Genomic DNA, 25,516 nt, shown 5'->3' with positions numbered 1-25,516 from the left:
AGGTCAGGCCTTCGCGACGATCGCGTCGACCTGCTCCAGGAACTGGATCATCGACAGCGGGCCACCGAACATCCAGATCTTCGGCGGGAGCGCCACGGCACCGTCCGCGAACGGCAGCGACGTCCACACCTTGTTGCCCTTCAGCGTCTCGGTGTAGATGTCCGGCGACGACTCCTCGTTGCCCGTGTACCAGAACTGCGTGTCGTCGGGCAGCTTCGTGAGGCCCTCGACGTCGGTGGCCGCGAGCCCGTAGACCGGGTCACCCTTCAGCCCCGTGATCGACGACCAGGCGTTCTCGAACCCGACCTGCTTCAGCAGGTCACCGAGCTGCGAACCCGGCATGTACGGGCGGACCGAGACGGTGGAGCCCTCCGCGTACGCGTCGTTCAGCGCGACGGGCGCGCCGGCGAGGTCGGACGCGGCTACGTTCTGCTTCGTCTCCGTGAGCTTCGCCTCGAACTTCTTCTTCAGCTGCGCGGCCTCGTCCTCGGTGCCGGTGGCCTTGGCGACCAGGTCGACGTTCTCGAACATCTGGCCCGTCGGGTCCTTCGCGTCGCCTCCGGGGACGACGATGACCGGGATCGACTTCTCGATCTGCTTGAGGGAGTCGCCCACGAGCTGGTCGGTGACGAACAGGACGTCGAGGTCGAGCGTCGCGAGGGTGTCGAGGCTCGGCTCGCCACGGGTGCCGATGTCCTTGGCGTCCTTGTCCAGGGTCACCGCGCTGTCCCACTGGTTGAAGCCCTTGATGTCGGAGACGCCGACCGGCTGGACGCCGAGGCTCGCGAGGTACTCGATGACGTTCCACTCGGTGCCGGCGACGCGCTCCGCCGGTCCGTCGAGGGTGACCTTCTTGCCGCGGGCATCGGTGATCGTGATCGCCTTCTCGTCGGACGACGAGCCGCCGGAGTCCTCGGTGGTGCCGCAGGCGGCGAGGCCGGTGGCGGCGACGGCGACGGCTGCCGCGATCAACGTTCGGGGGGTTCGCACGGTCAGTTCTCCTTCTGGTGGTGGTGTCGAGCCAGGGCCCGGGTGCGGAGCAGCCCGGTCTGTGGGTCGACGTCGACATCGACGTCGATGCCGTAGGCATGGGTGAGCAGGGCGGGGGTGAGGACGTCGGCCGGCCGGCCGGTCGCGATGACGCGGCCGCCGACGAGCAGGACGACCTGGTCGGCCACCGAGGCGGCCTGGTCGAGGTCGTGGAGCACGACGCCGACGGCGATGCCGTGCAGGTCGGCGAGGTCGCGGACGATGTCGAGCATCTCCACCTGGTACCGGAGGTCGAGGTAGGTCGTCGGCTCGTCGAGCAGGAGCACGGGCGTGTCCTGGGCGAGGCAGCTGGCCAGCCAGACGCGCTGCATCTGACCGCCGGAGAGGCTGTCGACCGGCCGGCCGGCGAGGTCGCTCACACCGGTCATCGCCAGCACGCGCTCGACGACCTCAGGTCCGTCCGGGTCGCCGCCGCCCCAGCGGCCCCGGTGCGGGTGGCGGCCGTACTCGACCGCCTCGCGGACGGTCACGCCGCCCGGTGCGACGCGCGTCTGCGACAGCAGGGTCAGGCGGGTGGCGAGCTCCTTGGACGGCAGCTCGTCGACGCCGCGGCCGTCCGCGAGCTCGATCCGGCCGCGCGTCGCCGGGTGCAGGCGGGCGAGGGTGCGCAGCAGCGTGGACTTGCCACTGCCGTTCGGCCCGATGAGCGCGGTCACCGTGCCCGGGGTCAGCATCAGGTCGGCGTCGGTGACGACCTCGGTGCGTCCGTAGCCGGCGTGAACTCCTGCGGCGGTGATCATGCCGATAAGGTAAGGCATACCTAACAGGATCGGAACCGGGGGTCCGGCCCGGGCGTGCCTGCGCGGCGGCCTCGGGGCGGCTGCCTATAGTCGACGGGTGATCCGCTTCGACAAGGTGACGAAGACCTATCCCGGTCAGAAACGCCCGGCGCTGCAGGGCCTGGACCTGGAGATCGAGAAGGGCGAGTTCGTCTTCCTGGTCGGCGCCTCCGGCTCGGGCAAGTCGACGTTCCTCCGCCTCGTGCTCCGCGAGACCCGCCCGTCCACCGGCCGCGTCTACGTCGCAGGCAAGGAGATCAACAAGCTCTCCAGCTGGAAGGTCCCGAAGCTGCGCCGGCAGGTCGGCACGGTGTTCCAGGACTTCCGCCTGCTGCCCAACAAGACGGTCACCGAGAACGTCGCGTTCGCCCTGCAGGTCATCGGGAAGTCACGCCACGAGATCGACAAGCTCGTGCCCGAGACGCTCGAGATGGTCGACCTCCAGGGCAAGGGCCACCGCATGCCCGACGAGCTGTCCGGCGGCGAGCAGCAGCGCGTGGCCATCGCCCGCGCCTTCGTGAACCGGCCGATGATCCTCATCGCCGACGAGCCCACCGGAAACCTGGACCCGGCCACCAGTGTCGGCATCATGAAGCTGCTCGACCGCATCAACCGCACGGACACCACCGTGGTGATGGCCACGCACGACTCCACGATCGTCGACCAGATGCGCAAGCGCGTCATCGAGCTCGACGACGGGCACATCGTCCGCGACGAGGCCCGCGGCATCTACGGCTACCAGAGCTGAGGACTTGATGAGGACCATGCTGAGCGAGCTCGGCACGAGCTTGTCGCGCAACAAGTCGATGACGATCTCCCTGGTCGTCACGATGACCGTGTCACTGCTGCTCGTCGCCCTCGGCCTGCTCATCCAGAGCCAGGCCGACCGCACCGAGCAGTACTTCGGTGACCGCCTGCAGCTCCAGGTGAACCTGTGCACCAAGAACTCGCCGAGCTCCACCTGCATCGGCGGCGAGGCCACCGACGCGCAGAAGGCCGCGGTCAAGAAGGCGCTCGACACCAACCCCGAGGTGAAGTCGTTCGACGTGCGCACCCCGGCCGACAACTACGAGCAGGCACGCGAGCTGCTCGGCCAGACGGAGACCGGGCGCAAGCAGCTCGAGACCCTCGGCCCGAGCGCGTTCCCGGAGTCGTACTTCGTCACGCTGAAGGACCCGCAGAAGTTCGACGGCGTGGTCAGCCAGGTCTCCGGCATGGACGGCGTCGGCAACGTCAACTCGCTGCGCAAGCTGCTCGGCCCGCTCTTCGAGATCCTGGAGAAGATGCAGTACGCCGCGATCGGCACCGCCCTGCTGCTGATCGTCGCCGCGATCCTGCAGGTCTCCAACACCATCCGCATGACGGCCTACGCGCGCAGGCGTGAGATCGGCATCATGCGCCTCGTCGGTGCGTCGAGCTGGCACATCCAGCTGCCGTTCGTGCTGGAGTCGATGCTCGCGGCGCTGATCTCCGCCGCGTTGTCGGCGCTCGGGCTCGGCCTGTTCATGTACTTCGTCGTCTACGGCTACCTGCGCGACAACCTCGGCCAGATCACCACCTGGGTGCGATGGCAGGAGTCGGTCGTCGTCATGGGCATCACCACGGTGCTCGCGCTGCTCCTGGCGCTGGTCCCGACGTTCATCATGACCCGTAAGTACCTCGACGTCTGAGGCTGCCGGGACGCCGGTGACGGCTGGGACAGAAATTCGCGCGTGGGTCGGTGGTTCGTCCCGCGGAAAGGTGATCCTTCAACTTAGGCTGGAGCCCTCGGGGGTCACTCCCAGCTGAAATGGAGCACCACCCGATGAGTAGAACACTCTCCTTCCGGCGTGGCGCATCGCTGGCCCTGGCCACCGGGGCTCTCGCGGCAGCGTCCTTCGTCGTCTCCACGTCGCCCGCCGACGCGGCACTGTCCAACTCGTCGCCGCCGCGGATCACCGGGCAGGCCAAGGTCGGCAACACGCTGAAGGCCACCCGCGGTGTCTGGCGCGGCCAGTACGAGCTGCCGGTCTCGACGCAGTACACGTACCAGTGGTTCGCCGACGGCGTCGCGATCCCCGAGGCCAAGGGCACCACGCTCGCGCTGACCGCCGACGAGCTCGGTGAGGAGATCACCGTCGCCGTGACGGCGAAGAAGGCTCCGCAGGCACCGATCACCGCCACGTCGGCCCCGACGAAGCCGGTCGCCAAGGGCAACATCAAGACCGCGACGATGCACATCGAGGGCATCAACAAGGTCGGCCACACCCAGGCCGTGACGCCGGGGCACTGGAAGCCGAACGACGTGACGTTCGACATCGTCTGGTTCGCCGACGGCATCCCGGTCGCGTTCGGGTACTTCTACACGCCCACGGCGGCCCAGATCGGCACGCACACGTCGGTGTACGTGGTCGGCAGCAAGCCGGGCTACAACGACGCGAACCGCTTCCTCTCGCGGTTCGGGACCGTCAAGCCCTGACCCGCGACGCCGGCCTTGCGAACGCTGCACATGCTTTGATCCACAGGGAAGATGACCTAGAGTCACACGAGTAACATCTGTCACACTCGTTCGACACCCTCCCGTCCGCGGGAGGTCTTCCCCAAGGTCGAGGTCATGGTCTCCAGCGTTCGCAAGGCCGGCATGGCTGCGTTCGTCGTGCTCGCGCTCGTCACGGCGATGTTCGCGAGCCCCGTCGCCGCCGACAAGAAGCACGACCTCGAGCAGCAGAAGAAGGGCGTCAACGGCAAGATCGACTCGGCCAAGAAGCAGTACGACGAGTCGAGCAAGGCGTACGCCGACGCCGTCGCCGCCCTGCGAGCCGCCCAGGCCAAGCTCGACCGCGCGAAGAACACCCTGGGCAAGACCCGCGGCGAGCTCGCCACGGCCGAGGCGCGCGACCGGCAGATGCAGGCCAAGCTCGACGAGAGCGAGGCCGAGCTCGACACCGCCATCGCCCAGCTGAAGGTCGGCGAGGCGAAGCTCAAGAAGTCCGAGCTCGAGGTCCAGCGGTTCACGGTCGAGTCGCTCCAGGAGGGCGACCGCGGCCTGCAGGCCTTCGGCGACCTGCTGCGCGGCGAGAGCCCGACCCAGTTCTCCGAGCGCATGGCGCTCAACGACTCCGTCAGCGACGCCCAGCTCGCGACGATGCAGCGCCTGGCCGCGTCGAAGGTCATCCTGCGTCTCAATCGCGACCGGGTGCAGAAGCTCCGCGACCAGGTCGCCGCGGCTCGCGCTGCTGCGGCGGCGAACCTCGTCGTCCGGCAGCGGCTGGAGGCGGCGGCGGAGAAGCAGAAGCTCGCCGTCGACGAGCTGGTCTCCGACCGCTCCACCGCTCGCAACAAGGCGAACCGGATCCGCAAGGCCGACCTCAAGAAGCTCAAGCAGCTGGAGAACGAGCGAGCCAGCCTGAACGCCCGGTTGGCCGCGCTGGCCGCCAAGGGCGGCGGCAAGGGCGCCGGCGGCGACAGCGGCGGCACGCTCTCCCGCCCCGTCAACGGGCCGATCACCTCGTCGTACGGCATGCGCTGGCACCCCATCACGCACGTCTACAAGCTGCACGACGGCACCGACTTCGGCGTCCCCTGCGGCACCCCGGTGCGCGCGGCCGCGAGCGGCAAGATCATCGAGCAGTACTACAACGGCGGCTACGGCAACCGCGTGATCCTCAACAACGGCATCAAGCGCGGCGTCAACGTCGTCACCACGTACAACCACCTGTCCCGGTTCAAGTACCGCACGGGCACGCACGTCAAGCGTGGTCAGGTCATCGCGTACTCGGGCACCACGGGTTACTCGACCGGCTGCCACCTGCACTTCATGGTGATCACCAACGGCCACACCGTGAACCCGATGGGCTGGCTCTGAGACCGGCCGAGCTCGCTCCGCGAGCGAGCGTCGGGCCAGGTCGAGTGAGCACGCGCGGAGCGCGTCCGGCGTATCGAGACCTCGGAAGCCGTTGAGGCTCGCCCCGGCGTGATCTCGATACACCTGCTCGCAGAGCTCGCAGGCACTCGATCACCGGTGAATCATCGAGCCTTGTCGCGGCTGCGATACTGACTCGGTGCCCAAGGAGACCGGTCGGAAGATGATCGCGCAGAACAAGAAGGCGCGACACGACTTCCACATCGAGGACACCTTCGAGGCCGGGCTCGTCCTCACCGGCACGGAGGTGAAGTCGCTGCGCGCCGGCCGCGCGTCGCTCGTCGACGGGTTCGGCGAGGTCGAGGGCGGCGAGGCCTGGCTGCTCCAGGTGCACATCCCGGAGTACTCGCAGGGCACGTGGACGAACCACGAGACCCGTCGCCGCCGCAAGATGCTGCTCAACCGGCACGAGATCGACAAGATCGAGCAGCGCGTGCAGGCCAAGGGCCTGACCATCGTGCCGCTGTCGTTGTACTTCAAGGACGGCCGCGCCAAGGTCGAGATCGCCCTGGCCCGCGGCAAGAAGCAGTTCGACAAGCGGCATGCCATCGCCGAGCGGGAGGCGAAGGCCGAGGCGCAGCGCGAGATCGGCCGACGCCTCAAGGGGATGGAGTGAAGGCTCCGTCATGAAGGATGGCGACCTCCCCGGGTTCACCGCCGGCCTCGGCATCCCCGGGCTGTTCGACGTCCACGTGCACTTCATGCACCCGAACGTGCTGCGCAAGGTGTGGGCGTACTTCGACGCGCAGGGTCCGCTGATCGGCCGCGAGTGGCCGGTCCGGTACCGCGGCACCGACGAGGAGCGCGTCGAGCAGCTGCGAGCGATGGGCGTCAAGCGGTTCTCCTCGCTGTCGTACGCGCACAAGCCGGGCGTCGCGACGTTCATGAACGAATGGACCCGCGAGTTCGCCGAGCGCATGCCGGACACGCTCTGGTCGGCGACGTTCTACCCCGAGCCGGAGGCGGCCACGTACGTGCCGGCGCTGATCGAGTCCGGAGTCCAGGTGCTGAAGGCGCACCAGCAGGTCGGCCGGTTCGCCGCCGACGACCCGCTGCTCGACCCGGTGTGGGGCGCAGTGGCCGACGCCGGGGTGCCCGTCGTGCTGCACGCGGGCTCGGGCCCGGTGCCCGGCGAGCACACCGGTCCGGCGAGCGTCGCGGCCGTGCTCGAGAGGTTCCCTGACCTGCACCTCGTCATCGCGCACATGGGCATGCCGGAGACCGCGGAATTCCTCGACCTCGCCGACGGTTTCCCGAATGTGCGACTCGACACCACCATGGCGTTCACGGACTTCATGGACCACCCGGTCGACGCCGACGTGCTCGCTCGGCTGCCTGACCTGCAGGACCGCATCCTGTTCGGCACCGACTTCCCGAACATCCCGTACGAGTACGCGCACCAGGTCGAGGCGCTCGCGCGGCTGGACCTCGGCGACGACTGGCTGCGCGACGTGCTGTGGAACAACGGCGCCGCCCTCTTCAGGGTCGCCGGATGAGACTCGCCAGCGCCCAGGGGCGTTGGCTCGTCGCCGCGATGATCCTCGCGTCCGGCATGGCGTTCCTGGACGGGTCGATCGTCAACCTCGCGCTGCCCGACATCGACCGCGACCTCGACAGCGGGGTCGCCGGCCTGCAGTGGACGGTCAACGCGTACACGCTGACCCTCGCATCGCTCATCCTCGTCGGCGGCTCCCTGGGCGACCGGCTCGGACGGCGCCGCATCTTCGTGATCGGCGTGTCCTGGTTCGCGCTCGCGTCGCTGCTGTGCGCCGCGGCCCCCACCATCGAGGTGCTCGTCGCGGCACGCGCGCTGCAGGGGATCGGCGGCGCCCTCCTGACGCCCGGCAGCCTGGCGATCATCTCCGCGTCGATCGATCCCGCGGACCGCGGACGCGCCATCGGCGTCTGGTCGGGCTTCTCCGGCGTCACCACCGGAGCCGGCCCGCTCGTCGGCGGGTGGATGGTCGACCACCTCGGCTGGCGGTCGGTGTTCTGGCTGAACGTCCCGCTCGCCGTCGCGATCGTCGTCATCTCGCTGCGCCACGTTCCGGAGACCAAGGGTGCCCAGGAGCGGCTCGACCTCGAGGGCGCGGCGCTCACCGTCGGCACGCTGGCGTTCCTGACGTACGGACTGGTCAGGGAGCAGTGGGTGCCGACCACCATCGGCCTGCTGCTGCTCGTCGGCTTCGTCGTGCACCAGTGGCGCACCCCGCACGCCCTGGTCCCGCTCGCGCTGTTCGCCGACCGGGTCTTCACCGCGGCCAACCTCTGCACGTTCGCGATCTACGGCGCCCTGAGCGGCTCGATGTTCCTGCTCGTGCTCCAGCTGCAGTACGTCAGCGGGTTCTCGCCGCTCCAGGCGGGACTGTCCACGCTGCCTCCGGTGATCCTGATGCTGCTGTTCTCCGGCCGCGCCGGGGCGTGGAGCGAGCGGGTCGGCCCGCGGCTGCCGATGACGATCGGTCCGCTGATCATGGCCGGCGCGATGCTGATCCTGATGCGGGTCGACGAGCACCCGAACGTCCTGCTCGAGGTCGTCGGCGGCAACGTCGTCTTCGGCATCGGCCTGACCCTGCTCGTCGCGCCGCTGACCACGGCCGTGCTCGCGTCGGCTCCGGCCGAGCAGACGGGCATCGCGTCGGGGATCAACAACGCGGTTGCGCGGACCGCGAGCCTGCTGGCCGTCGCGGCCATCCCGCCGATCGCCGGCATCGCGGGCGCGAACTTCGCGTCGCCGGAGGTCTTCAGCCCGGGGTTCCGGACCGGCCTGGCGATCTGCGCGGGCATGCTCGCCGTCGCCGGCGTCCTCGCAGCGGGGCTGGTCCGTACTCCCGAGCGGTTCGAAGAGGTCACCAGCTCCGAGTAGACTGGAACCACAACTACAGAGGGGCTGATCGGTTTCGACTGTGGTCGTATCGATTCAGGAGAAGCGGGTAGAGAACCCAAGGTCATCTCTCAAACGTTCCTTGGAACCCATAAGTGCCGATTCCAATCGCACTGACTTCGCCCTCGCTGCCTGACAGCGACTGGTGAAGGGCAGACCCGGGAGCGTCCCCGTCCCGGATCGTCTGTCTCATCAAGGGGACTTGCTGATCACGTCTCGCCGTCAGGCGTGATCGGGACTTTGTGACGGCTGGGCCTGTCGGAGACGTGTTCGTCCGAGCTCCGGGGCCGAGAAAGGCGTTGGACGAACTGCACCCGGAGAAGTCCTGAATCTGCGCCAGAGGACCCGGGTTCGATTCCCGGCAGCTCCACGCATCCGAAGGGGACCCCCACGGGGTCCCCTTCGTCATGCGTGGAGCCGCCGCGGGGTCGCGATGAGGACCAGTGCGAGCACGAACGAGATGCTCAGGGCAGCGACCTCGCCGATCTTGTCCGCCGTGGAGAGGGGGTCCAGGTGGTCGAGGTGGTAGCCGAGGTGCAGGGCGCTGAAGATCGCCCAGGCGGCGCCGAGCATCACCATCGAGCGGCGGTCGCGCCACAGGAGGGCGAGGATGCCGGCGAGAGCCAGCGCGAGGTAGAGGCCGCCGACGTCGCGGACCAGGTGCTCGTTGTACGGGCCGTCGACGGAGACCCAGTACCGGTTCAGTCCGGGGAAGTCGTCGTAGAACGAGCGGGGGAACAGGCCCGCCCAGCCTCCGACGTACAGTGCCGTGACGGTCAGGAAGGCCGCGGCGGCCATGGGGATGCGGTTCGTCATACCTCCAGAACGACGCAGGACCCCGAGGTGTGACGCGGGCGGGGCCGCACTAGGGTCGGACGATGAGCGACCAGGACCCGCAGCCGCAGTATCCGAAGTACCCGGGCGAGGGCGGCGAGACGTTCTCCGCCGGTCAGCCGCCGGCGGAGTATCCGTCCGCCACGCAGCCGGAGCCGGAGCGTCCCCAGTCCATCCGCACGGCCGTCCGGCTGATGCAGGTCGGCGCCGGGCTGTCGGCGCTCGGCACGATCGTGTCGATCGCCACCATCGGGTCGCTCAAGGACTCGATCGAGGACTCCCTGCGCGACTCGGACCCGAACGTGAGCCAGTCGACCGTCGACGCCGCCTACAGCGTGGCCATCGTGGCAGGCGTCATCGGCGGCATCATCGCCGTCCTCCTCTGGCTCTGGATGGCCTGGAAGAACGGCCAGGGTCGCTCGTGGGCGCGAGTCGTCGCCACGGTCTTCGGCGGCCTGAACCTGCTCTCGACGCTGTTCTCCCTCGCGTCGCCCCAGGCCGACGGCTTCACCATCTCGTTCTCCCTGATCAACCTCGTGCTGGCCGGCGCCATCCTTGTGTTCCTGTGGCGCAAGGAGTCCAGCGCGTATTACGACTCCGTCTCGCAGAGGAGGTAGCGATGACCGACGTTCCCGAGGGCTGGACCGAGGACGGCGACGCGATCACCAAGCGGTTCGAGTTCGCCGACTTCGCCGCCGCGATCGCCTTCATGAACCGGGCGGCCGGCCCGATCGACGAGATGAACCACCATCCGGAGTGGACGAACGTCTACAACCGCGTCGACGTGCGGCTGACCAGCCACGACACCGGTGCGGTCACCGACCGGGACCTGCGTCTGGCCGGCGTCCTGGACGAGCTCGCCCAGCAGTCCTGAGCTAGCCCCACACGTAGACGCTGTCGACCTTCATGGTCGCCGGCAGCTTCGTCACGGCCGGGTCGAACGGGTTCTGCGCGGACCCGAGCGCCTGCGTGAGGTTCAGGTAGAACGGTTGGTCGAACGGCGCGGGCGCCTTGAGCGGCGGTGCCGGCTTCCACGAGTTCTTCAAGCAGGTGGTGCCGTCGACGTCGATCGTCATCGTCGTCCTGGTCCACGTCAGCGTGTACGTGTGGAGCTCCCACGGGTTGGTCACGAAGCACTTGGCGCTCGTCGCGGTGTAGTCGAACGTCGTGGGCTGGTAGTGCACGTACGGGTACACGCGGTCCGGCACGGACGAGTAGTACTCCGCGACGTCGATCTCGCCGGACGCCGGCCAGGCGCCGTACCGCTGCGGGTCCGTCGGCCAGAGCCACACCGCGCTGTGCACGCCGGGACCGGTGTCCCGCGCGAACGCGGCCCGGATCTGGAACCGCCCGTAGGTGCGCTCGAGGTGACCACGCGTGCTGACCATGCCGCTCGTCCACTGCGTGTAGTAGCGGTAGCCGGGCACGCCGCAGGCGAAGCCGGGCACGGTCCGAGCGGTCAGGTTCAACACACCGTCCTGGACCGCCACGTTCGCCGGTTCGTCCATGAAGCACTCCCAGCTGGCGTGGAAGCCGGCCGCGTCGGTCCGCACGACCTCCCACTTGCTGCGGTCGAGGCTGGTGCCGTCGAAGTCGTCGGAGAACTTGCACGTCCACCCGGTCTTGTCGACGGTGATGGACTGCTTGCCGCCACAGGCCTTGGACGTGGTCGAGGAAGGCGGAGGCTTCTTCGCGGCGTCGGCGGGAGCCGGTGCGAGCAGCAGGGCCGCTGCGACGATCGCTGCGCCCACACGTCGGGTGCGGTCCACGTGATCCTCCTGGTCGTCGACCCCCGACGGGACGGTCAAGGTAGCAGGCCGCCAGCGGTCAGGCGGGCGGCTGGCTCCAGACGTACACGCTGTCCACCTGCATCGTCGCCGGGAGCTGGGTGACCCCGGGCTGGAACGGGTTCTGGCCGTCGACGCGGCCGAGCGCCTGGGTCAGGACGAGGTAGAACGGCTGGTCGAACGGGGCGGGGGACTTCAGCGGCGCCGCCGGGCGCCAGGTGTCCCGCAGGCAGGTGCGCTTGTCGACCGCGACCGTCATCGTCCGCGTCGTCCAGGTGAGCGTGTACGTGTGGAACGCCCCAGGATCGCGGACCCGGCACCGTGCACTGGTGGCGTTCCGGTCGGGGCGAGCCGACATGTAGTGGATGAAGGGGAAGACCCGGTCCGGGACCGACGAGAAGTACTCGGCGATGTCGATCTCGCCGGAGGCCGGCCACGGCCCGTACCGCTTGGAGTCGGTCGGCCACATCCAGATCGCGCTGTGGAGGCCGACGCCGGGCCCCTGGATGAACGCTGCACGGACCTCGACCCGACCACGCACGATCTCGAGGCGGTCGCGCGTCGTCACCTGGCCGCTGGGCCAGGACGACGGGAAGCGGCTGCCGAAGACGCCGCACATGAACGGATCGACGGTGGTGGTGGTGAGGTTCAGCGCGCCGTCACGGACGCCCACGGTCGCCGGGTCGTCCATGAAGCACTCCCAGCCGGAGTGGAACCCGTCGGTCTCCGTCAGCGTGACCTCCCACTTCGACCGGTCGAGGGTCGTGCCGGAGAAGTCGTCGGTGAAGACGCAGGTGAACCGGGACCCGCCGGCCCAGATCTTCTCCTTGCCGCCGCAGCCGTCGTACGGCGTCGTCGCGGCCTGCGCGGGGACGGTCAGGCAGGCGAGGAGGAGCAACGCCAGGAGTGACGCGATGCCGAGTGCGCGGCGGGAGTGGCGCATCGTGGGTCCTTCGGCCGGCCCCGATCGGGAAGATCTCTGAAGGTAGCAGCGCTGCGCTGCTCAGGCCCACAACCTGTCGCCGAAGTGGAACCAGACGGCGCTCGCGACCGCGACGTACCAGAGCAGGACGACGAGGACCGTCCAGTTCTCCAGGAATCGGCTGACCGGGTTCTCCGGCCGCCAGTCGCGCAGGTTCCACGAGGTCACGGCCACGAACATCGGGATCATCACCGTCCAGACCACGAGGCACCACGGGCAGAGCCGGTCGAGCCGGTAGATGCTCTGGAACTGCAGCCACGTGACGAAGGTCATGCCGAAGATCACGCCCAGCTGGAGGCCGCCACGCACCCAGGCCGGCAGCTCCACGCGGGACCAGAGCAGGACCCCGAGCGTGACCACGACGCTGAAGCCGATCAGGCCGATGATCGAGTTGGGGAACCCGAACGCCTCGCCCTGGTCGGACTGCATCACGTCGCCGCAGCTGATGAACGCGCTGAAGTCGCAGCCGAGCGACGTCTGCTTGCCGTCGATGGTGTTCTGCTGCAGGACGAACTTGTCGACCGTGAGCTGGAAGGCCGCGACGAGGCCGAGGGCCCCGCCGATCGTCAGCAGTGCCGCGAGCGGTCGGGATGTGGTGGGACGCACACGGGGAATCGTAACCGGGCCTCCCTGGGCGTTTGACGCGTCTGGTGAGCCGGGCTAGCCTCATTTCACATACCGTTGGTATCTCAATCGAGGAGCGCCATGGGCACGGACCACGTCGACGTCCTGATCGTGGGAGCCGGGCTGTCCGGCATCGGGGCGGCCTACCGGCTGCAGACGATGACCGAGGGCAAGACCTACGCGATCCTCGAGTCGCGCCAGGCGATGGGCGGCACGTGGGACCTGTTCCGGTACCCCGGCATCCGCTCGGACTCGGACATGTACACGTTGAGCTTCCCGTACAAGCCGTGGACGCACGAGAACTCCATCGCCGACGGCTCTGACATCCGGGCGTACATCGAGGAGACCGCCCGCGAGAACGGCATCGACCAGCACATCCGCTTCGGCCACCGGGTCACGCGGGCGTCGTGGTCGTCGGACGACGCGCGCTGGACCGTGGAGGCCAGCACCGATGACGGCTCGGTCGAGCTGACCGCGTCGTTCCTCTACCTGTGCAGCGGCTACTACTCCTACGACGAGGGCTTCACGCCGGACTTCCCGGGTCTGGACGACTTCCAGGGCCAGGTGGTGCACCCGCAGTTCTGGCCGGAGGACCTCGATTACGACGGCAAGGAGGTCGTCGTCATCGGGTCGGGCGCCACCGCCGTGACGCTGATCCCGTCGATGGCCGACCGGACCAAGCACGTGACGATGCTGCAGCGGTCGCCCACGTACATCACCGCGCTGCCGAAGCGGGACCCGATCGCGAAGGCCATGCGCCGGGTGCTCCCGAACGGGCTGGCGCACCGGCTGACCCGGATCAAGAACGCGGCGATGGCCATCGGGTTCTACGTGTTCTGCCAGCGGTTCCCGAAGCTGGCGCGCAAGGTGCTGATGCGGATGGCCGACCGGCGGCTGCCGGAGGGCTTCGACCGCAAGCACCTCTCGCCCCACTACAACCCCTGGGACCAGCGCCTGTGCATCGTTCCCGACGGCGACCTGTTCCGGACGCTGCGGCGCGGCAAGGCCTCGATCGTCACGGACCACATCAAGACGTTCACCGAGACCGGCATCGACCTGGAGTCCGGCGAGCACCTCGACGCCGACATCGTGGTCACCGCCACCGGCCTGCAGGTGGTGACGTTCGGGCAGATCGACGTGGTCGTCGACGGCCGGGTCATCGACCCGCACGAGACGTTCACCTACAAGGGGATGATGTTCAGCGGCATCCCGAACTTCGCGTGGTGCGTCGGCTACACGAACGCCTCCTGGACCCTGCGCGCCGACCTCACGTCGCAGTACGTGGCCCGCCTGCTCAACCACATGGACGAGAAGGGCTACGCCTACGGCATGCCCGACCCGGCCGGGGCCTCCGGTGAGCCCGCGCCCATCCTCGACCTGAAGTCCGGCTACGTGCAGCGGGTGAAGCACCTGCTGCCCCAGCAGGGCTCGGAGAGCCCGTGGACGATCCGGCAGAACTGGTTCCTCGACGCCTGGGACCACCGCCGCACCGACCTCGACGACGCGATGGTGTGGCAGGTCAGGTCTGGCAGCGCGGACACCAGTACACGACGCGCCGCCTGAGCGGGTCGTCGCCGAGCTCGCCCTCCTGGATCCGGGTGCCGCAGCGCCGGCACGGACGCTTGGACCGCCCGTAGACCCAGGTGGACGCGCCGCGGTGCGCGTCGCCGGTGAAGACCCGCCCGACGCGTTCACGGTTGGCGACCAGGAGCCTGCGGCCGCGGTCGACCACGTGGCCGATGTCGGGCACGTCGCGGACCGGCCGGGTGGGCAGCAGCCCGTGCAGGAAGCAGATCTCGTTGACGTACTCGTTGCCGAACCCGGCGAGGTTCCGCTGGTCGTGCAGGGCCAGGAAGACGGGCCGGTCCGGGTCAGCCTGGATGCGAGCGACGGCCTCCTCGAGCGACCAGTCGGGCCCGAGCATGTCGGGACCGAGCCAGCTCATGGCGTCGTCCTCGGCGTCGCGCTGCAGCACCTCGACGATGCCGAGCGAGAACCCCACGGCCTGGTGCTCAGCGGTCTCGAGCACGAGTCGGGCCATGTGCGCGGGTCGACGCCACCTGTCTCCGTGCCGGTAGACGTGCCAGACGCCCTCCATCTTCAGATGCGTGTGGATGGAGACCTCGCCCACGCGGGTGAACAGGTGCTTGCCGCGGCTCACCACCTCGTCGACCACCTGGCCGCTCAGGTCGAGGGTGGCCCACTGCGGCACCCGGAAGTCCGAGCGGGTCAGCTCACGGCCCTCGAGGGCTTCCCGCAGGCGACGGGCCGCCTGCCAGACGGTGTCACCTTCGGGCATCGAGCCTGAGGCCCTTGGGGTGGAGGTCGAAGCCGGCCTCGCGCAGGGCCGCACCGAGGTCGGTGTCCGAGACAGGGCGTCCGCCGGCGGACTCGATGGTGAGGCGGTCGATGCGCCGCGTGCGGACCGCGGCGGCCAGCGCGCGGGCGGCGGGACCGAGTCGCTCAGGGTCCTCGTCCAGGACCAGCACGGTGCGGCCGCCCCGCTCGACGAACAGCACGGCGTGGCCGTCGTGCAGCACGACGACGGCCCCGGCCTTGCGCGCCGGCCGGTGCCGGCTGGAGCCCTCGGCGTCGTGTACCTCCGGCCACGGCAGTGCCGCACCGAACGGGTTGGCGGGGTCCGTCGCGGCCAGCACGACGGCGTCGACCTCGTCGGCCGGGTCTCTCTGGAACGAGCGGAGGCGGTCGACGGTGGCAGGCGCCGCGAACTGCGCGGCGCCGAGCGTGTCGACGTAGTAGCCGCGTAGGCACGCGCCGGTCTGCTCGAGCTCGCGGAGCACGCGGTAGCTGGCCGAGAACCCGCCCGGCGTCTGCTCGGCGACGACCGACCCGCGCGTGACGACGCCGTAGCGGGCGAGCAGCGCCTCGGTGCGGGCCAGCTGGCGGCGGGTGGGGTCGGCGTGCGTGGGCTCGAGCCGGAACCACCGGCCGGACACGGTGGGCGGTGTGGCGCGCACGGCGCGGCCGCGGATCCGGGCACGCGATGACCGGCTGAGGCGGGCGCGCACCGGGGCGAACGAGTCTCCCGCGACACGGCCGTCCCAGACGAGCTGCCACAGCGCCTCGGTGAGCAACGACGTATCGGTCTCAGAGACTGATGCCATCATCTGGCGGAACAGGAACGCGCCACCGCCGTCGAGGGCCTCGAGCAGCTGGGCGCCGAGCTCGTCGGGCTCGACGACGTCGCGCTGGGCGGGGAGCACGAGGTCGGCCGGGTGCAGCTGGATCCACCCGTCGCGGCCGGGCAGGCTGCCCGCGCCGGTCCAGACGACGTCGCCCGCGGCGAGCAGCTCGTCGAGCATGGCGGGGGAGTAGTCGGCGACGCGTGCAGGGAGCACGAGGCTCTCCCAGGCTGAGGCGGGCAGTGCGACGCCGGCCAGCTGGTCGATGGCCGAGAGGACCCCCTCGGCCCCTCGCGTCTGCGACCCGACGCCTTGCCACGCGGGCAGGAAGCGGGCCATGGCCACCGGCTCGACCGGCTCGACCTGCTGCCGGGCGGCGGCGAGAGAACGACTCCGCAGCCGGCGGAGCACGCCGGGCTCGACCCACTCCGCGCCGGTGGTCTGCGGTCGGAACTCGCCCTCGGTGAGGCGGCCGTCGCGGGCCAGTCGCTTCAGGACGTCGCCGACGACCGCGGTGCCGAGCCCGAACCGAGTGGCTGCCTCGGCGGTCGTGAACGGGCCGTGCGTGCGCGCGTGGCGGGACAGCAGGTCGGCGAGCGGGTCGTTGACCGGGGTCAGGTGCGCCTCGGCGACGCCGAGCGGGATCGCCGCACCGAGGGCGTCGCGGAGCCGGCCGGCGTCCTCGACCGCCGCCCACCGGGTCTCGCCGGCGACGGCGACCTCGATGGCGCGCCGGGCGTCGCGCAGCTCGGCGAGGAAGGCGGCAGCGTCGCCCTCGACGAGCCGGGCCTGCACCTCGGCCGTGGTGAGTGGTCCGAGCTGACGCAGGAGGTCGGCCGCGCCCTCGACGCCCTTGGCCCGGCGATCGGCCGCCAGGCGCTGCAGCTCCGCCTCGGTGTGCTCCAGCACCTCCGGGTCCAGCAGCTCACGCAGCTCCGCCCGGCCCAGCAGCTCCGCGAGCAGGGTGGGGTCGAGGGTCAGGGCGGCTGCGCGGCGCTCGGCGAGCGGGGTGTCGCCCTCGTAGAGGAAGGACGCGACGTACCCGAACAACAGGGTCTGGGCGAACGGTGACGCCCGCTCGGTCGTGACCTCGGCGATCTGCACCTCGCGCGACGCGATGCGCCGGGCCAGCGTGGCGAGCGCCGGGAGGTCGTAGACGTCCTGCAGGCACTCCCGCGCCGTCTCCAGCAGGATCGGGAAGTCGGCGTGCTCGCGCGCGACGTCGAGCAGCTGGGCCGCGCGTTGCCGCTGCTGCCAGAGGGGCGCGCGGGCGCCGGGGTTGCGCCGCGGCAGCAGCAGGGCGCGGGCCGCGCACTCGCGGAACCGGGACGCGAACAGCGCCGATCCACCCACCTCGGCGGTGACGATCTTCTCCAGCTCGTCCGGCTCGAAGACGAAGATCTCAGCGAATCCATCTGCCGCCCACGGCCCGGCACCCCCGCCGGGATCGGGTGGATTGCCGTCGCCGACGTCGGGCAGCCGGGCGACGATGCCGTCGTCGGACGCGACGACCGAGCCATCGATGCCGAACCGTTCCTGGATGCGGGCCCCGACCGCGAGCGCCCACGGGGCGTGGACCCGGCGGCCGTACGGCGAGAGCAGCACGACCCGCCAGTCGCCGAGCTCGTCGTGGAACCGCTCGACGACGAGGGTGCGGTCGGTGGGCACGACCCCGGCCGCCTCGCGCTGCTCCTTGATGAAGCCGGCGAGGTTGGCGTGCGCGCGATCGTCGAGGTGGTCGGGCCGCTCGCCCGAGAGCCGCTCGCGCACGAACGCGCCGATGGCCTCGCCCAGCTCGTACGGACGGCCGATGGCGTCGCCCTTCCAGAACGGCAGTCGAGCCGGCTCGCCGAACGCCGGGGTGACGACCACCCGGTCGTGGGTGATCTCCTGGATCCGCCAGCTGGTGGCGCCGAGCGCGAAGACGTCGTTGACGCGGGACTCGTAGACCATCTCCTCGTCGAGCTCGCCGACTCGTCTCGGCGCTCTGCTGTTCGCCGCCCGGGGCCCGGCACCCCCGCCGGGGTCCTCCACCCCCTCCGCCAGGGTCACGGCGAACATGCCGCGGTCGGGGATGGTGCCGCCGCTGGTGACGGCGAGGCGCTGCGCGCCGGGACGCCCCGTGAGGGTGCCGGCGTCGCGGTCCCACACGACCCGCGGCCGGAGCTCGGCGAAGCCGTCGGACGGGTAGCGGCCGGACAGCAGGTCGAGCGTGGCGTCGTAGGCCGACCGGGGGAGCGAGGCGTACGGGGCGGCGCGGCGGACGACGTCGAACCACTCCTCGACGTCGACGGGCTCGAGCGCGGTGGCGGCGACGGTCTGCTGGGCGAGGACGTCGAGCGGGTTGGCCGGGACGACGAGCTGCTCGATGAGGCCGGCGCGCATGCGCTCGGCCGTGACGGCGGACCCGACGAGGTCGTGCCTCGACGTCGGATAGACGACGCCGCGGCTGACCTCACCGACCTGGTGACCGGCGCGGCCGACGCGCTGGAGGCCGCTGGCCACCGACGGAGGGGTGGAGACCTGCACGACGAGGTCGACGGCACCCATGTCGATGCCCAGCTCGAGGCTCGAGGTGGCGACCACGCACCGCAGCCGACCGGACTTGAGGTCGTCCTCGATGACGGCCCGCTGCTCCTTGCTGACGGAGCCGTGGTGCGCTCGCGCCAGCACCGGCTCGGCGCCGGAGGAGGTGGCGCTTCCACCCATCAGCTGGGCGGGTGGCCGGGTGGAGTCGTCCGGCTTCTCGATGCCGAGCCGCTCCGCGTACGCCTCGTTGAGGTGGGCGGTGAGTCGCTCGGCCTGGCCGCGGGAGTTGCAGAAGACGATGGTGGAGCGGACCGCCAGCACGCGGTCGATGAGGTCGTTCTCGACGTGCGGCCAGATGGAGCCCGCCTCGCCGAGGTCGGTCATGTCGTCGACGGCGACGTTGACGGCGAGGTCGAGCAGCGTCTCGCTCTCCGGCGCGACGATGCGGACCGGCGCGCGGCCGCCGAGGAACCGGGCGACCTCCTCGTGCGGACGCACGGTGGCGCTCAACCCGATGCGCCGCGCGGGCTTGTCGAGCAGCGCGTCGAGGCGCTCCAGCGACAGGGCCAGGTGCGCGCCGCGCTTGGTGCCGGCCACGGCGTGCACCTCGTCGACGATGACCGTGTCGACGCTCAGCAGCGACTCCCGCGCCGCCGAGGTGAGCATCAGGAACAGCGACTCCGGGGTGGTGATGAGGATGTCGGGCGGCTGGCTGACCAGGCGTCGGCGCTCCTGCTGCGTGGTGTCGCCGGACCGGACGCCGACCGCGACGTCGTGGAACGGCTCGCCGCGACGCACCCCGGCCTGGGTGATGCCGACGAGCGGCGACCGCAGGTTCCGCTCGACGTCGACCGCCAGCGCCTTCAGCGGCGAGATGTAGAGGACCCGGGTGCTCTGCCCATCAGCCGCCCGTGGCCCAGCACCCCCGCCGCCCTTGGGCTCATGAAGCAGCCGGTCGATGCTCGACAGGAACGCGGCCAGCGTCTTGCCCGACCCGGTGGGCGCGACGACCAGCACATGGTCGCCCGCGTCGAGCCCCTCCCACGCCCCCGCCTGCGCGGCCGTGGGGGCCGCGAAGGTCTGGGAGAACCACTCGCGCGTGGCCGGCGCGAAGCGGTCGAGGGGGGACATACGCTCCATCGTTCCAGCAACGTCAGACACCCGCTGTGCTGTCGTCCGCCCACGGCCCGGAACCCCCGCCGGGCTGTCGTCCGCCCACGGCCCGGAACCCCCGCCGGGCTGTCGTCCGCCCACGGCCCGGAACCCCCGCCGGGCGCGCCGAGGGGGGTACCCGGAACGGATCCACGCCTGAGGCATGCTGGGCCGCATGAAGCTGCGTGGACTCGTGTCTCTGGTCGCCCTCGCACTCCTGGCCGGGGGGTGCTCGTCGTCGTCCGACGACGAGCCGAAGGCCGATCCCGCGAAGAAGGGGTCCAGCGAGAAGCTGGTCGAGATCTCGCCGGTCACGGGCCTGCCGCTCAAGGGCCGGCCGGACAACCCGGTCTTCGTGGTGAAGATCGAGAACACCGCCAACGGGTCCCCACAGTACGGGCTCAACCGGGCCGACATGGTCGTCGAGGAGCTCGTCGAGGGCGGCCTCACCCGCCTCGCCGCCTTCTACTACTCGACGCTGCCCAAGAACGTCGGGCACGTCCGCTCGATGCGTGCCACGGACATCGGCATCGCCTCTCCCGTCGCGGGCCAGATCGTCGCGTCAGGCGGCGCCCCGAAGACCTACCGCATCGTGAAGAAGGCCGGCGTGAAGGTCTTCTCCGAGGACCACGGCGCCCCCGGCTTCAGCAGCGACCCGGCCAAGAGCCGCCCGTACAACCGCATGATCAACCTCCAGCGCCTCAACCGGAAGGCCAAGGTCCGCGACATCCCGGGCCCGTACCTGAGCTGGACGCCGCCCGGCGCGAAGCCGTCACCCTCCGCCTCTGCCTCCGCGGCGCCGCCGAAGAAGGCCACGAAGGCGGCCGTGAAGTTCTCCGGTGGCACGCGCACCACCTGGAGGCTCGCCGGCAAGACCTGGCAACGCACCAACGGGCACGCCGCCCGCGGGCAGGACTTCGCCGCGGACACGCTGATCGTGATGTTCTGCAAGGTCGGCGACGCCGGCTACCGCGACCCCGCCGGCAACCCCGTGCCGGAGACGATCATCAAGGGCACCGGCCGCGCCGTCATCCTGCACGGGAACGAGGCCACGGAGACCACCTGGCACAAGTCGTCGCTCGACAGCCAGGTCCGGTTCACCGGCAAGGACGGCGAGCCCGTGACCATCACCCCGGGCCACGTGTGGTTCGAGATGGTGCCCAAGGGCGCCGGCAAGCTCGCCCTGGGCTAACCCGCCTCGGGCACGGAGGCCTCGCCGATCGACGGCAGCAGCCGCATGCCGGCCAGGATCGCCCCGATCGTGGCCTGGACGTGCGCAGCGGCGAGATCGGGGTCGTCGGCGTCGGCCACGTACTCCGACGCGGACCTGATGGCGCCGTAGAAGACGATCCCGAACGCCTCGCCGAGGTCGCCGGCACCGCCGAGGTCGGCCAGCAGCTGGTCGACCGTGCGCTGGACGATGCCCAGGGACGCGGCCCGCTCGGCCTCAGTCCAGCGCTCGTGACCGAGCGCGACGGGGGCCTCCTGCAGGCAGATGCGCCGGAACTGCGGCTCGCGGCACGCCTCCATGAACGCCTCGAGGCCGATGGTGGCGCGCTCCCAGGGGTCCTTGACCCTGCTGATCTTCTTCTCGATGGTCTGGGTGGTCTTCTCCTGCAGGCGCTCGAAGACGCTCTCGAACAGGGCCAGCTTGCTCGGGAAGTGGTGGTACAGAGCGCCCTTGGTGACCCGCGCGGCGGCGACGACCTCGTCCAGCGACGTGCCCGCGTACCCCTGGCTGGCGAACAGCGTGGCCGCGTTGTCGAGGAGCGCGCGCTTGGTGCCGGAGGAGTAGTCCTGGCGTCGGGTGGACTTGCGGGCGGCCCGGAGGACCGTGCCCGGCGAGACCTTGGGTGTGCTCGGCATAGATCGTCATCGTAACCACGTGGTGGTGCGCATCACATACCGACGGTTTGTCTCCGGCCGAGGCACCCAACATACTGAGAGTACGTACCGAGAGTATGGACTCTTGGGCAAGCGCGAACAAGGAGCACACCATGACCTGGGATGCCTACAACCGTCGCAAGCCCGTCCTGCGGGAGGTCCTCGCGCTCGCCGACCGGCGCCGCGACGAGCTGACCGTCGACGACGTCTTCACCGCCGTCCCGGAGGCCCGCGAGGTCTTCGACGACGCCACCGACCTGCTCCTCGACGTGCAGCTGATGTGGTTCCAGCGCCTGAACGGCCAGATGGAGCTCCAGCTCACCGAGGGCGACGACACCTCCGAGATGACCGCGATCACGGCCTGGATCCGCGCTGCCGAGGCCATGCCCGGCGCCCGCGCCCTGCTGGACGCGAACGCGCACCGTCCCGAGCTCACCAAGGCCTTCGGCCTCGAGCGCGCCTTCCTCGCGGAGGCCTCGGGTGTGCCCGGTCAGCAGATCGTCGACGCCGCCCGTGACGCGGCCCTCGCCGCTCCGGCGGAGGCCGACGACCGACCCCTCGGCTTCATCGGGCGCCTGCGCGGCGCCCTCGCGGCCTGACGGCACCACCACAGCTGCCCCGCGCCGGCACCCTTCCCCCTCCCTCGGGTGCCGGACGCGGGGTCATTCGTCCTTCGGAGGCCGTCCGCCGAGCTGGCTGATCTGGGCGCCGAGCTCGGTGTCGATCGCCTCGCTGAGCTGGTTGCGGAAGATCCCGAGCGTCACCTGGCTGGCCACCGGCAGCAGGTTCTCGATGCTCGACAGGATGCGGGGCCACTGCTCGTCGGGAAGACCCTCGGCGAGGAACGGCTGCACGATCTCCTCGACCGCCCGCGCCACCAGGGCGTCGGCGATGGTGCGCAGGTGCCGCTCCAGCAGCGGGAACAGCGCGATCACGGACGTGGGCGTGAGCCCGAGCATCACCGCAGCGGCCCCGGCCCGGACCACGTTCGGCTGGAGGAGGCGGACGACCTCCGGGTCGTCGTCCACCCACTCGACCAGGCCGTGCTCGGCCAGCGCGTCGATCAGGCCGTCGTCGCGCGCCACGCCGGCCAGCGCGGCGAGCGCCTCACGCGTCATCTCCTCGGGCTCGACGTCGCGGTGCGGCTCGTCGAGCAGCTTCAGCAGGTCGAGCGTGTGGCCGGCCGACGTCCGCGGGCTCCGCTGCACCGCCCGCTCGACGGCGGCGAGCGTGTAGCCGCGGTCGATGAACTCGCGGATCAGCTGGAGCCGCTGCAGGTGGTCGCGGGTGTAGTAGCCGGTGCGGCCCTCGAGGCGCGGGGCGTCGATGAGGCCCCGGCTGGCGTACGCGCGCACGTTGCGCACGGTCATCCCGGCTCGGGCTGCCAGCTCGTCGACGGTGAATTCCTCAGGTACCGGCGAGGGGTCGGCCATGTGGGCATCATAGGACCATGGACACCCTGCGAGGACGGCTGCTGGTGGCCACCCCGGCCATCGCCGGAGGGCCGTTCCTGCGCAGCGTGGTGTTCGTCCTCGACCACGACGACGACGGCGCGCTGGGTGTCATCGTGAATCGTCCGCTCGACTCCGACGTCGACGACGTCCTGCCGGCCTGGGGCGCGTTCGTCAACGCGCCGGTGTGCCTGTTCGACGGCGGTCCGGTGGCCATGGACTCCGCCCTCGCCGTCGGAGTGCTGGCGGACGCGACGCCGCCGCACGGCTGGCGGCAGATGGCGGGCCGCGTCGGCCTCGTCGACCTCGAGGGTCCGCTGCCCGGCGACGGTCAGCTGGCCGGACTGCGGGTGTTCGCGGGGTACGCCGGGTGGGGATCGGGGCAGCTCGAGGACGAGCTCGCCGAGGGGTCCTGGATCGTCGTCGACGCCCTGGACCACGACCTCACCTCGCCCACGCCGGAGACGCTCTGGCGAGAAGTCCTGCGACGCCAGGACGACGACGTCCGCTTCTGGGCGACGTTCCCGGACGATCCTGGCGCGAACTGAACGGCGACTCCGGCCGGGCTAGGATCGGCGCGTGGGATTCTTCGGCAGCGGCACCCAGACGGTCCACGACGAGCGCACCGACCTGCGCCCCGAGGACGGTGACCACGAGCGGTTCTCGCACTATGTCCCGCGCGAGAAGCTGACCGAGGCGATGGTCATGGGCACGCCCGTGATCGCGCTGTGCGGCAAGGTGTGGGTGCCCAGCCGCGACCCCGAGCGGTTCCCGGTCTGCCCGGAGTGCAAGGAGATCTGGGAGGGCCTGTCCGACGGCCCCGGCGACAAGGACGGGGACTCACCGTCTGATGCGTAGCCAGGCCCTCCGGGTCTGGCAGCGCGAGGCGCTCGAGCTCTACGCTCGATCGCGACCACGAGACTTCCTCGCGGTGGCGACGCCTGGAGCTGGCAAGACCACCTTCGCCCTCACCCTCGCCGCCGGCCTGCTGTCGGACGGCGCCGTCGACCGTCTGGTCGTCGTCGCGCCCACCGAGCACCTCAAGACGCAGTGGGCGCACGCGGCCAGCGGCGCCGGCATCCGCCTGGAGCCGAACCTCACCGGACAGCTCAGCAGCGAGTTCGACGGCTACGTCGTCACGTACGCCGGACTGGCGGCCAACCCCACCGGGCATCGGGTGCGCATCGAGAGCCGCCGCACGCTCGTCGTGCTCGACGAGGTGCACCACGCCGGGGACTCCCTCACCTGGGGCGAGTCGGTGCGGGAGGCCTGCGAGCCGGCCACCCGCCGCCTCCTGCTCACCGGCACGCCGTTCCGCTCCGACAGCAGCCAGATCCCGTTCGTCACGTACGAGCCGATGCCGGACGGGTCGCTGGAGAGCCGCGCCGACTACGTCTACGGGTACGGACCGGCGCTGCGTGATGGCGTCGTCCGTCCCGTCCTCTTCATGGCGTACTCGGGGACCATGCAGTGGCGCACGCGAGCCGGCGACGAGATGTCCGCCCGGCTCGGCGAGCCGCTGACCAAGGACGCCACCGCCCAGGCTCTCCGCACGGCGCTCGACCCGGCCGGGTCCTGGGTGCCCACGGTGCTGTCGGCGGCGAACAGCCGTCTCCAGGAGGTCCGCCGCGGCGTGCCCGACGCCGGCGGTCTGGTCATCGCCGGCAACCAGGAGCTCGCGCGCCAGTACGCAGCGCTGCTCGCCTCGGTGACCGGGCAGGAACCGACGCTCGTGCTCTCCGACGACGCCGGGTCAAGCGCCCGCATCGCCGAGTTCGCGGCCGGCACGTCGCCGTGGATGGTGGCGGTGCGCATGGTGAGCGAGGGCGTCGACGTCCCGCGGCTGTCGGTCGGCGTCTACGCCACCACGGCATCGACACCGCTGTACTTCGCCCAAGCGGTCGGGCGGTTCGTGCGAGCCCGGCGCAAGGGCGAGACCGCGTCGATCTTCGTGCCGAGCGTCCCCGCCGTCCTGGCGCTCGCCGGCGACCTGGAGGCCGAGCGCGACCACGTCATCGGCATGAAGGTGGAGGACGAGGCCGACCTGCTCGCGCGGGCCGAGCGCACGGAGTCCACGCCCGACGCGCTGGAGGAGTACCGCGCGCTCGGCAGCGAGGCGTCGTTCGACCGCGTCGTCTACGAGGGCGGCGAGTACGGCGGCTACGCCGGCGTCGACGACGACGAGCTCGACTTCCTCGGCATCCCGGGGCTGCTCGAGCCGGACCAGGTGGCCGACCTCCTGCGGGCGTCGCGCACCAAGCGCCCGAAGGTCAAGGACCAGGCCGCCACCACTGACGCGCTGTTCGAGAAGCGCGCCGAGCTGCGGCGCGAGCTGCACGCTCTCGTGACGGCGTGGCACCACCGCACCGGCGAGCCGCACGGCGTCACGCACCACCGGCTGCGTCGCGAGTGCGGGGGTCCGCCGGCGGCTCAGGCCACGTCGGCCCAGCTGACCGAGCGGATCGACCTCCTGCGGCAGTGGGCATTGCGCGCTTCCTCGTGACCTGAGCGGGTCG

25 protein-coding genes and 1 other RNA gene are annotated in these 25,516 nt (G+C 70.6%); 16 read left to right on the top strand and 10 right to left on the bottom strand.

The genetic code is table 11. From position 1 onward, the window contains the following. Positions 1-3: 3 nt before the first annotated feature. A complete protein-coding gene (locus FHP06_RS04985) occupies positions 4-990 on the bottom strand; it encodes an ABC transporter substrate-binding protein (protein ID WP_147684390.1) in 987 nt (328 codons plus the stop codon). Between the two features lie 2 nt (positions 991-992). Beyond that, positions 993-1,790, bottom strand: a complete 798-nt coding sequence (locus tag FHP06_RS04980; RefSeq protein ID WP_330999602.1) for an ABC transporter ATP-binding protein — start codon at positions 1,788-1,790, stop codon at positions 993-995. A gap of 97 nt (positions 1,791-1,887) precedes the next feature. Here FHP06_RS04980 and ftsE point away from each other — a divergent pair, with 97 nt between their 5' ends. The 8 genes from ftsE (at position 1,888) to ssrA (ending at position 8,987) form a co-directional block, all read left to right on the top strand. Beyond that, positions 1,888-2,577, top strand: a complete 690-nt coding sequence (ftsE, locus tag FHP06_RS04975) for a cell division ATP-binding protein FtsE (protein WP_147684386.1) — start codon at positions 1,888-1,890, stop codon at positions 2,575-2,577. 7 nt (positions 2,578-2,584) lie between these two features. Next, positions 2,585-3,499, top strand: coding sequence for a permease-like cell division protein FtsX (gene ftsX, locus FHP06_RS04970; protein WP_147684384.1), 915 nt, complete (start codon positions 2,585-2,587; stop codon positions 3,497-3,499). Positions 3,500-3,633: 134 nt separating this feature from the next. Further along, positions 3,634-4,287, top strand: coding sequence for a hypothetical protein (locus FHP06_RS04965; protein ID WP_147684382.1), 654 nt, complete (start codon positions 3,634-3,636; stop codon positions 4,285-4,287). Positions 4,288-4,422: 135 nt separating this feature from the next. Continuing rightward, positions 4,423-5,673, top strand: coding sequence for a M23 family metallopeptidase (locus FHP06_RS04960; RefSeq protein ID WP_147684380.1), 1,251 nt, complete (start codon positions 4,423-4,425; stop codon positions 5,671-5,673). Between the two features lie 196 nt (positions 5,674-5,869). Continuing rightward, positions 5,870-6,346, top strand: a complete 477-nt coding sequence (gene smpB, locus FHP06_RS04955) for an SsrA-binding protein SmpB (protein ID WP_147684379.1) — start codon at positions 5,870-5,872, stop codon at positions 6,344-6,346. Positions 6,347-6,356: 10 nt separating this feature from the next. Further along, positions 6,357-7,226: an amidohydrolase family protein gene (locus tag FHP06_RS04950; RefSeq protein WP_147684377.1), complete on the top strand. Its 870-nt coding sequence runs from the start codon at positions 6,357-6,359 to the stop codon at positions 7,224-7,226. Then, positions 7,223-8,596 (top strand): MFS transporter, encoded by a 1,374-nt coding sequence (locus FHP06_RS04945; protein ID WP_147684375.1) that lies wholly within the window; start codon positions 7,223-7,225, stop codon positions 8,594-8,596. The genes FHP06_RS04950 and FHP06_RS04945 overlap by 4 nt, the downstream gene beginning before the upstream one ends. 20 nt (positions 8,597-8,616) lie before the next feature. Then, positions 8,617-8,987, top strand: a transfer-messenger RNA (tmRNA) gene (gene ssrA, locus FHP06_RS04935). A 32-nt stretch (positions 8,988-9,019) separates the two neighbouring features. On the opposite strand, the gene FHP06_RS04930 is transcribed toward ssrA, so the two are convergent. Further along, positions 9,020-9,430 carry a hypothetical protein gene (locus tag FHP06_RS04930; RefSeq protein WP_222706365.1) on the bottom strand — a complete coding sequence of 137 codons (411 nt, stop codon included), beginning with the start codon at positions 9,428-9,430 and terminating at the stop codon, positions 9,020-9,022. A 62-nt stretch (positions 9,431-9,492) separates the two neighbouring features. Between FHP06_RS04930 and FHP06_RS04925 the strand changes: the two genes are divergently transcribed. Together FHP06_RS04925 and FHP06_RS04920 are read left to right on the top strand one after the other, a co-directional pair. After that, complete coding sequence (locus tag FHP06_RS04925; RefSeq protein ID WP_147684373.1) at positions 9,493-10,065, top strand: hypothetical protein; 573 nt, start codon at positions 9,493-9,495, stop codon at positions 10,063-10,065. A gap of 2 nt (positions 10,066-10,067) precedes the next feature. Then, a complete protein-coding gene (locus FHP06_RS04920; RefSeq protein WP_147684371.1) occupies positions 10,068-10,322 on the top strand; it encodes a 4a-hydroxytetrahydrobiopterin dehydratase in 255 nt (84 codons plus the stop codon). Position 10,323: 1 nt separating this feature from the next. Here the strand turns inward: FHP06_RS04920 and FHP06_RS04915 are convergent, their stop codons facing one another. From FHP06_RS04915 to FHP06_RS04905, 3 genes are read right to left on the bottom strand one after another with little or no spacing between them, the layout of a single operon-like run. Continuing rightward, positions 10,324-11,217, bottom strand: coding sequence for a glycoside hydrolase family 16 protein (locus FHP06_RS04915; protein ID WP_147684369.1), 894 nt, complete (start codon positions 11,215-11,217; stop codon positions 10,324-10,326). Positions 11,218-11,275: 58 nt separating this feature from the next. Continuing rightward, on the bottom strand, positions 11,276-12,178 hold the full coding sequence (locus FHP06_RS04910; protein ID WP_147684367.1) for a glycoside hydrolase family 16 protein: 903 nt from the start codon (positions 12,176-12,178) through the stop codon (positions 11,276-11,278). 60 nt (positions 12,179-12,238) lie between these two features. Continuing rightward, positions 12,239-12,823: a vitamin K epoxide reductase family protein gene (locus FHP06_RS04905; protein WP_187271784.1), complete on the bottom strand. Its 585-nt coding sequence runs from the start codon at positions 12,821-12,823 to the stop codon at positions 12,239-12,241. A gap of 99 nt (positions 12,824-12,922) precedes the next feature. Between FHP06_RS04905 and FHP06_RS04900 the strand changes: the two genes are divergently transcribed. Continuing rightward, positions 12,923-14,404 carry a flavin-containing monooxygenase gene (locus FHP06_RS04900; protein WP_147684364.1) on the top strand — a complete coding sequence of 494 codons (1,482 nt, stop codon included), beginning with the start codon at positions 12,923-12,925 and terminating at the stop codon, positions 14,402-14,404. Here FHP06_RS04900 and FHP06_RS04895 read toward each other — a convergent pair. Next, complete coding sequence (locus tag FHP06_RS04895; RefSeq protein ID WP_147684362.1) at positions 14,361-15,140, bottom strand: DNA-formamidopyrimidine glycosylase family protein; 780 nt, start codon at positions 15,138-15,140, stop codon at positions 14,361-14,363. The genes FHP06_RS04900 and FHP06_RS04895 overlap by 44 nt on opposite strands. Further along, a complete protein-coding gene (locus tag FHP06_RS04890; protein WP_222706364.1) occupies positions 15,127-19,644 on the bottom strand; it encodes an ATP-dependent helicase in 4,518 nt (1,505 codons plus the stop codon). Before FHP06_RS04890 ends, FHP06_RS04895 begins: the two co-directional genes overlap by 14 nt. Positions 19,645-19,840: 196 nt before the next feature. Here FHP06_RS04890 and FHP06_RS04885 point away from each other — a divergent pair, with 196 nt between their 5' ends. Further along, the gene (locus FHP06_RS04885; RefSeq protein WP_187271783.1) at positions 19,841-20,857 is read left to right on the top strand and encodes a DUF3048 domain-containing protein; all 1,017 of its coding nucleotides are present in this window, start codon (positions 19,841-19,843) and stop codon (positions 20,855-20,857) included. Here FHP06_RS04885 and FHP06_RS04880 read toward each other — a convergent pair. After that, positions 20,854-21,531 carry a TetR/AcrR family transcriptional regulator gene (locus FHP06_RS04880; protein ID WP_147684348.1) on the bottom strand — a complete coding sequence of 226 codons (678 nt, stop codon included), beginning with the start codon at positions 21,529-21,531 and terminating at the stop codon, positions 20,854-20,856. The genes FHP06_RS04885 and FHP06_RS04880 overlap by 4 nt on opposite strands. Before the next feature lie 131 nt (positions 21,532-21,662). On the opposite strand from FHP06_RS04880, the gene FHP06_RS04875 reads away from it, so the two are divergent. Continuing rightward, positions 21,663-22,148, top strand: a complete 486-nt coding sequence (locus tag FHP06_RS04875; RefSeq protein ID WP_147684346.1) for a hypothetical protein — start codon at positions 21,663-21,665, stop codon at positions 22,146-22,148. A gap of 63 nt (positions 22,149-22,211) precedes the next feature. Here FHP06_RS04875 and FHP06_RS15900 read toward each other — a convergent pair whose 3' ends face one another. Then, complete coding sequence (locus FHP06_RS15900; protein WP_187271782.1) at positions 22,212-22,982, bottom strand: MerR family transcriptional regulator; 771 nt, start codon at positions 22,980-22,982, stop codon at positions 22,212-22,214. Between the two features lie 17 nt (positions 22,983-22,999). On the opposite strand from FHP06_RS15900, the gene FHP06_RS04865 reads away from it, so the two are divergent. From FHP06_RS04865 to FHP06_RS04855, 3 genes are read left to right on the top strand one after another with little or no spacing between them, the layout of a single operon-like run. Beyond that, positions 23,000-23,548 carry a YqgE/AlgH family protein gene (locus tag FHP06_RS04865; protein ID WP_147684345.1) on the top strand — a complete coding sequence of 183 codons (549 nt, stop codon included), beginning with the start codon at positions 23,000-23,002 and terminating at the stop codon, positions 23,546-23,548. Positions 23,549-23,579: 31 nt separating this feature from the next. Continuing rightward, on the top strand, positions 23,580-23,858 hold the full coding sequence (locus FHP06_RS04860; protein ID WP_147684343.1) for a DUF3039 domain-containing protein: 279 nt from the start codon (positions 23,580-23,582) through the stop codon (positions 23,856-23,858). Continuing rightward, entirely contained in the window at positions 23,851-25,503 is a 1,653-nt protein-coding gene (locus FHP06_RS04855) for a DEAD/DEAH box helicase (protein WP_147684341.1), read from the top strand. The genes FHP06_RS04860 and FHP06_RS04855 overlap by 8 nt, the downstream gene beginning before the upstream one ends. Positions 25,504-25,516 lie beyond the last annotated feature (13 nt).

Source organism: Aeromicrobium terrae, from assembly GCF_008039565.1.
Taxonomy (GTDB): Bacteria; Actinomycetota; Actinomycetes; order Propionibacteriales; family Nocardioidaceae; genus Aeromicrobium; species Aeromicrobium terrae.
The sequence above is the reverse complement of the archived record's forward strand: the minus strand, read 5'-3'. Positions and strand labels throughout refer to the sequence as shown.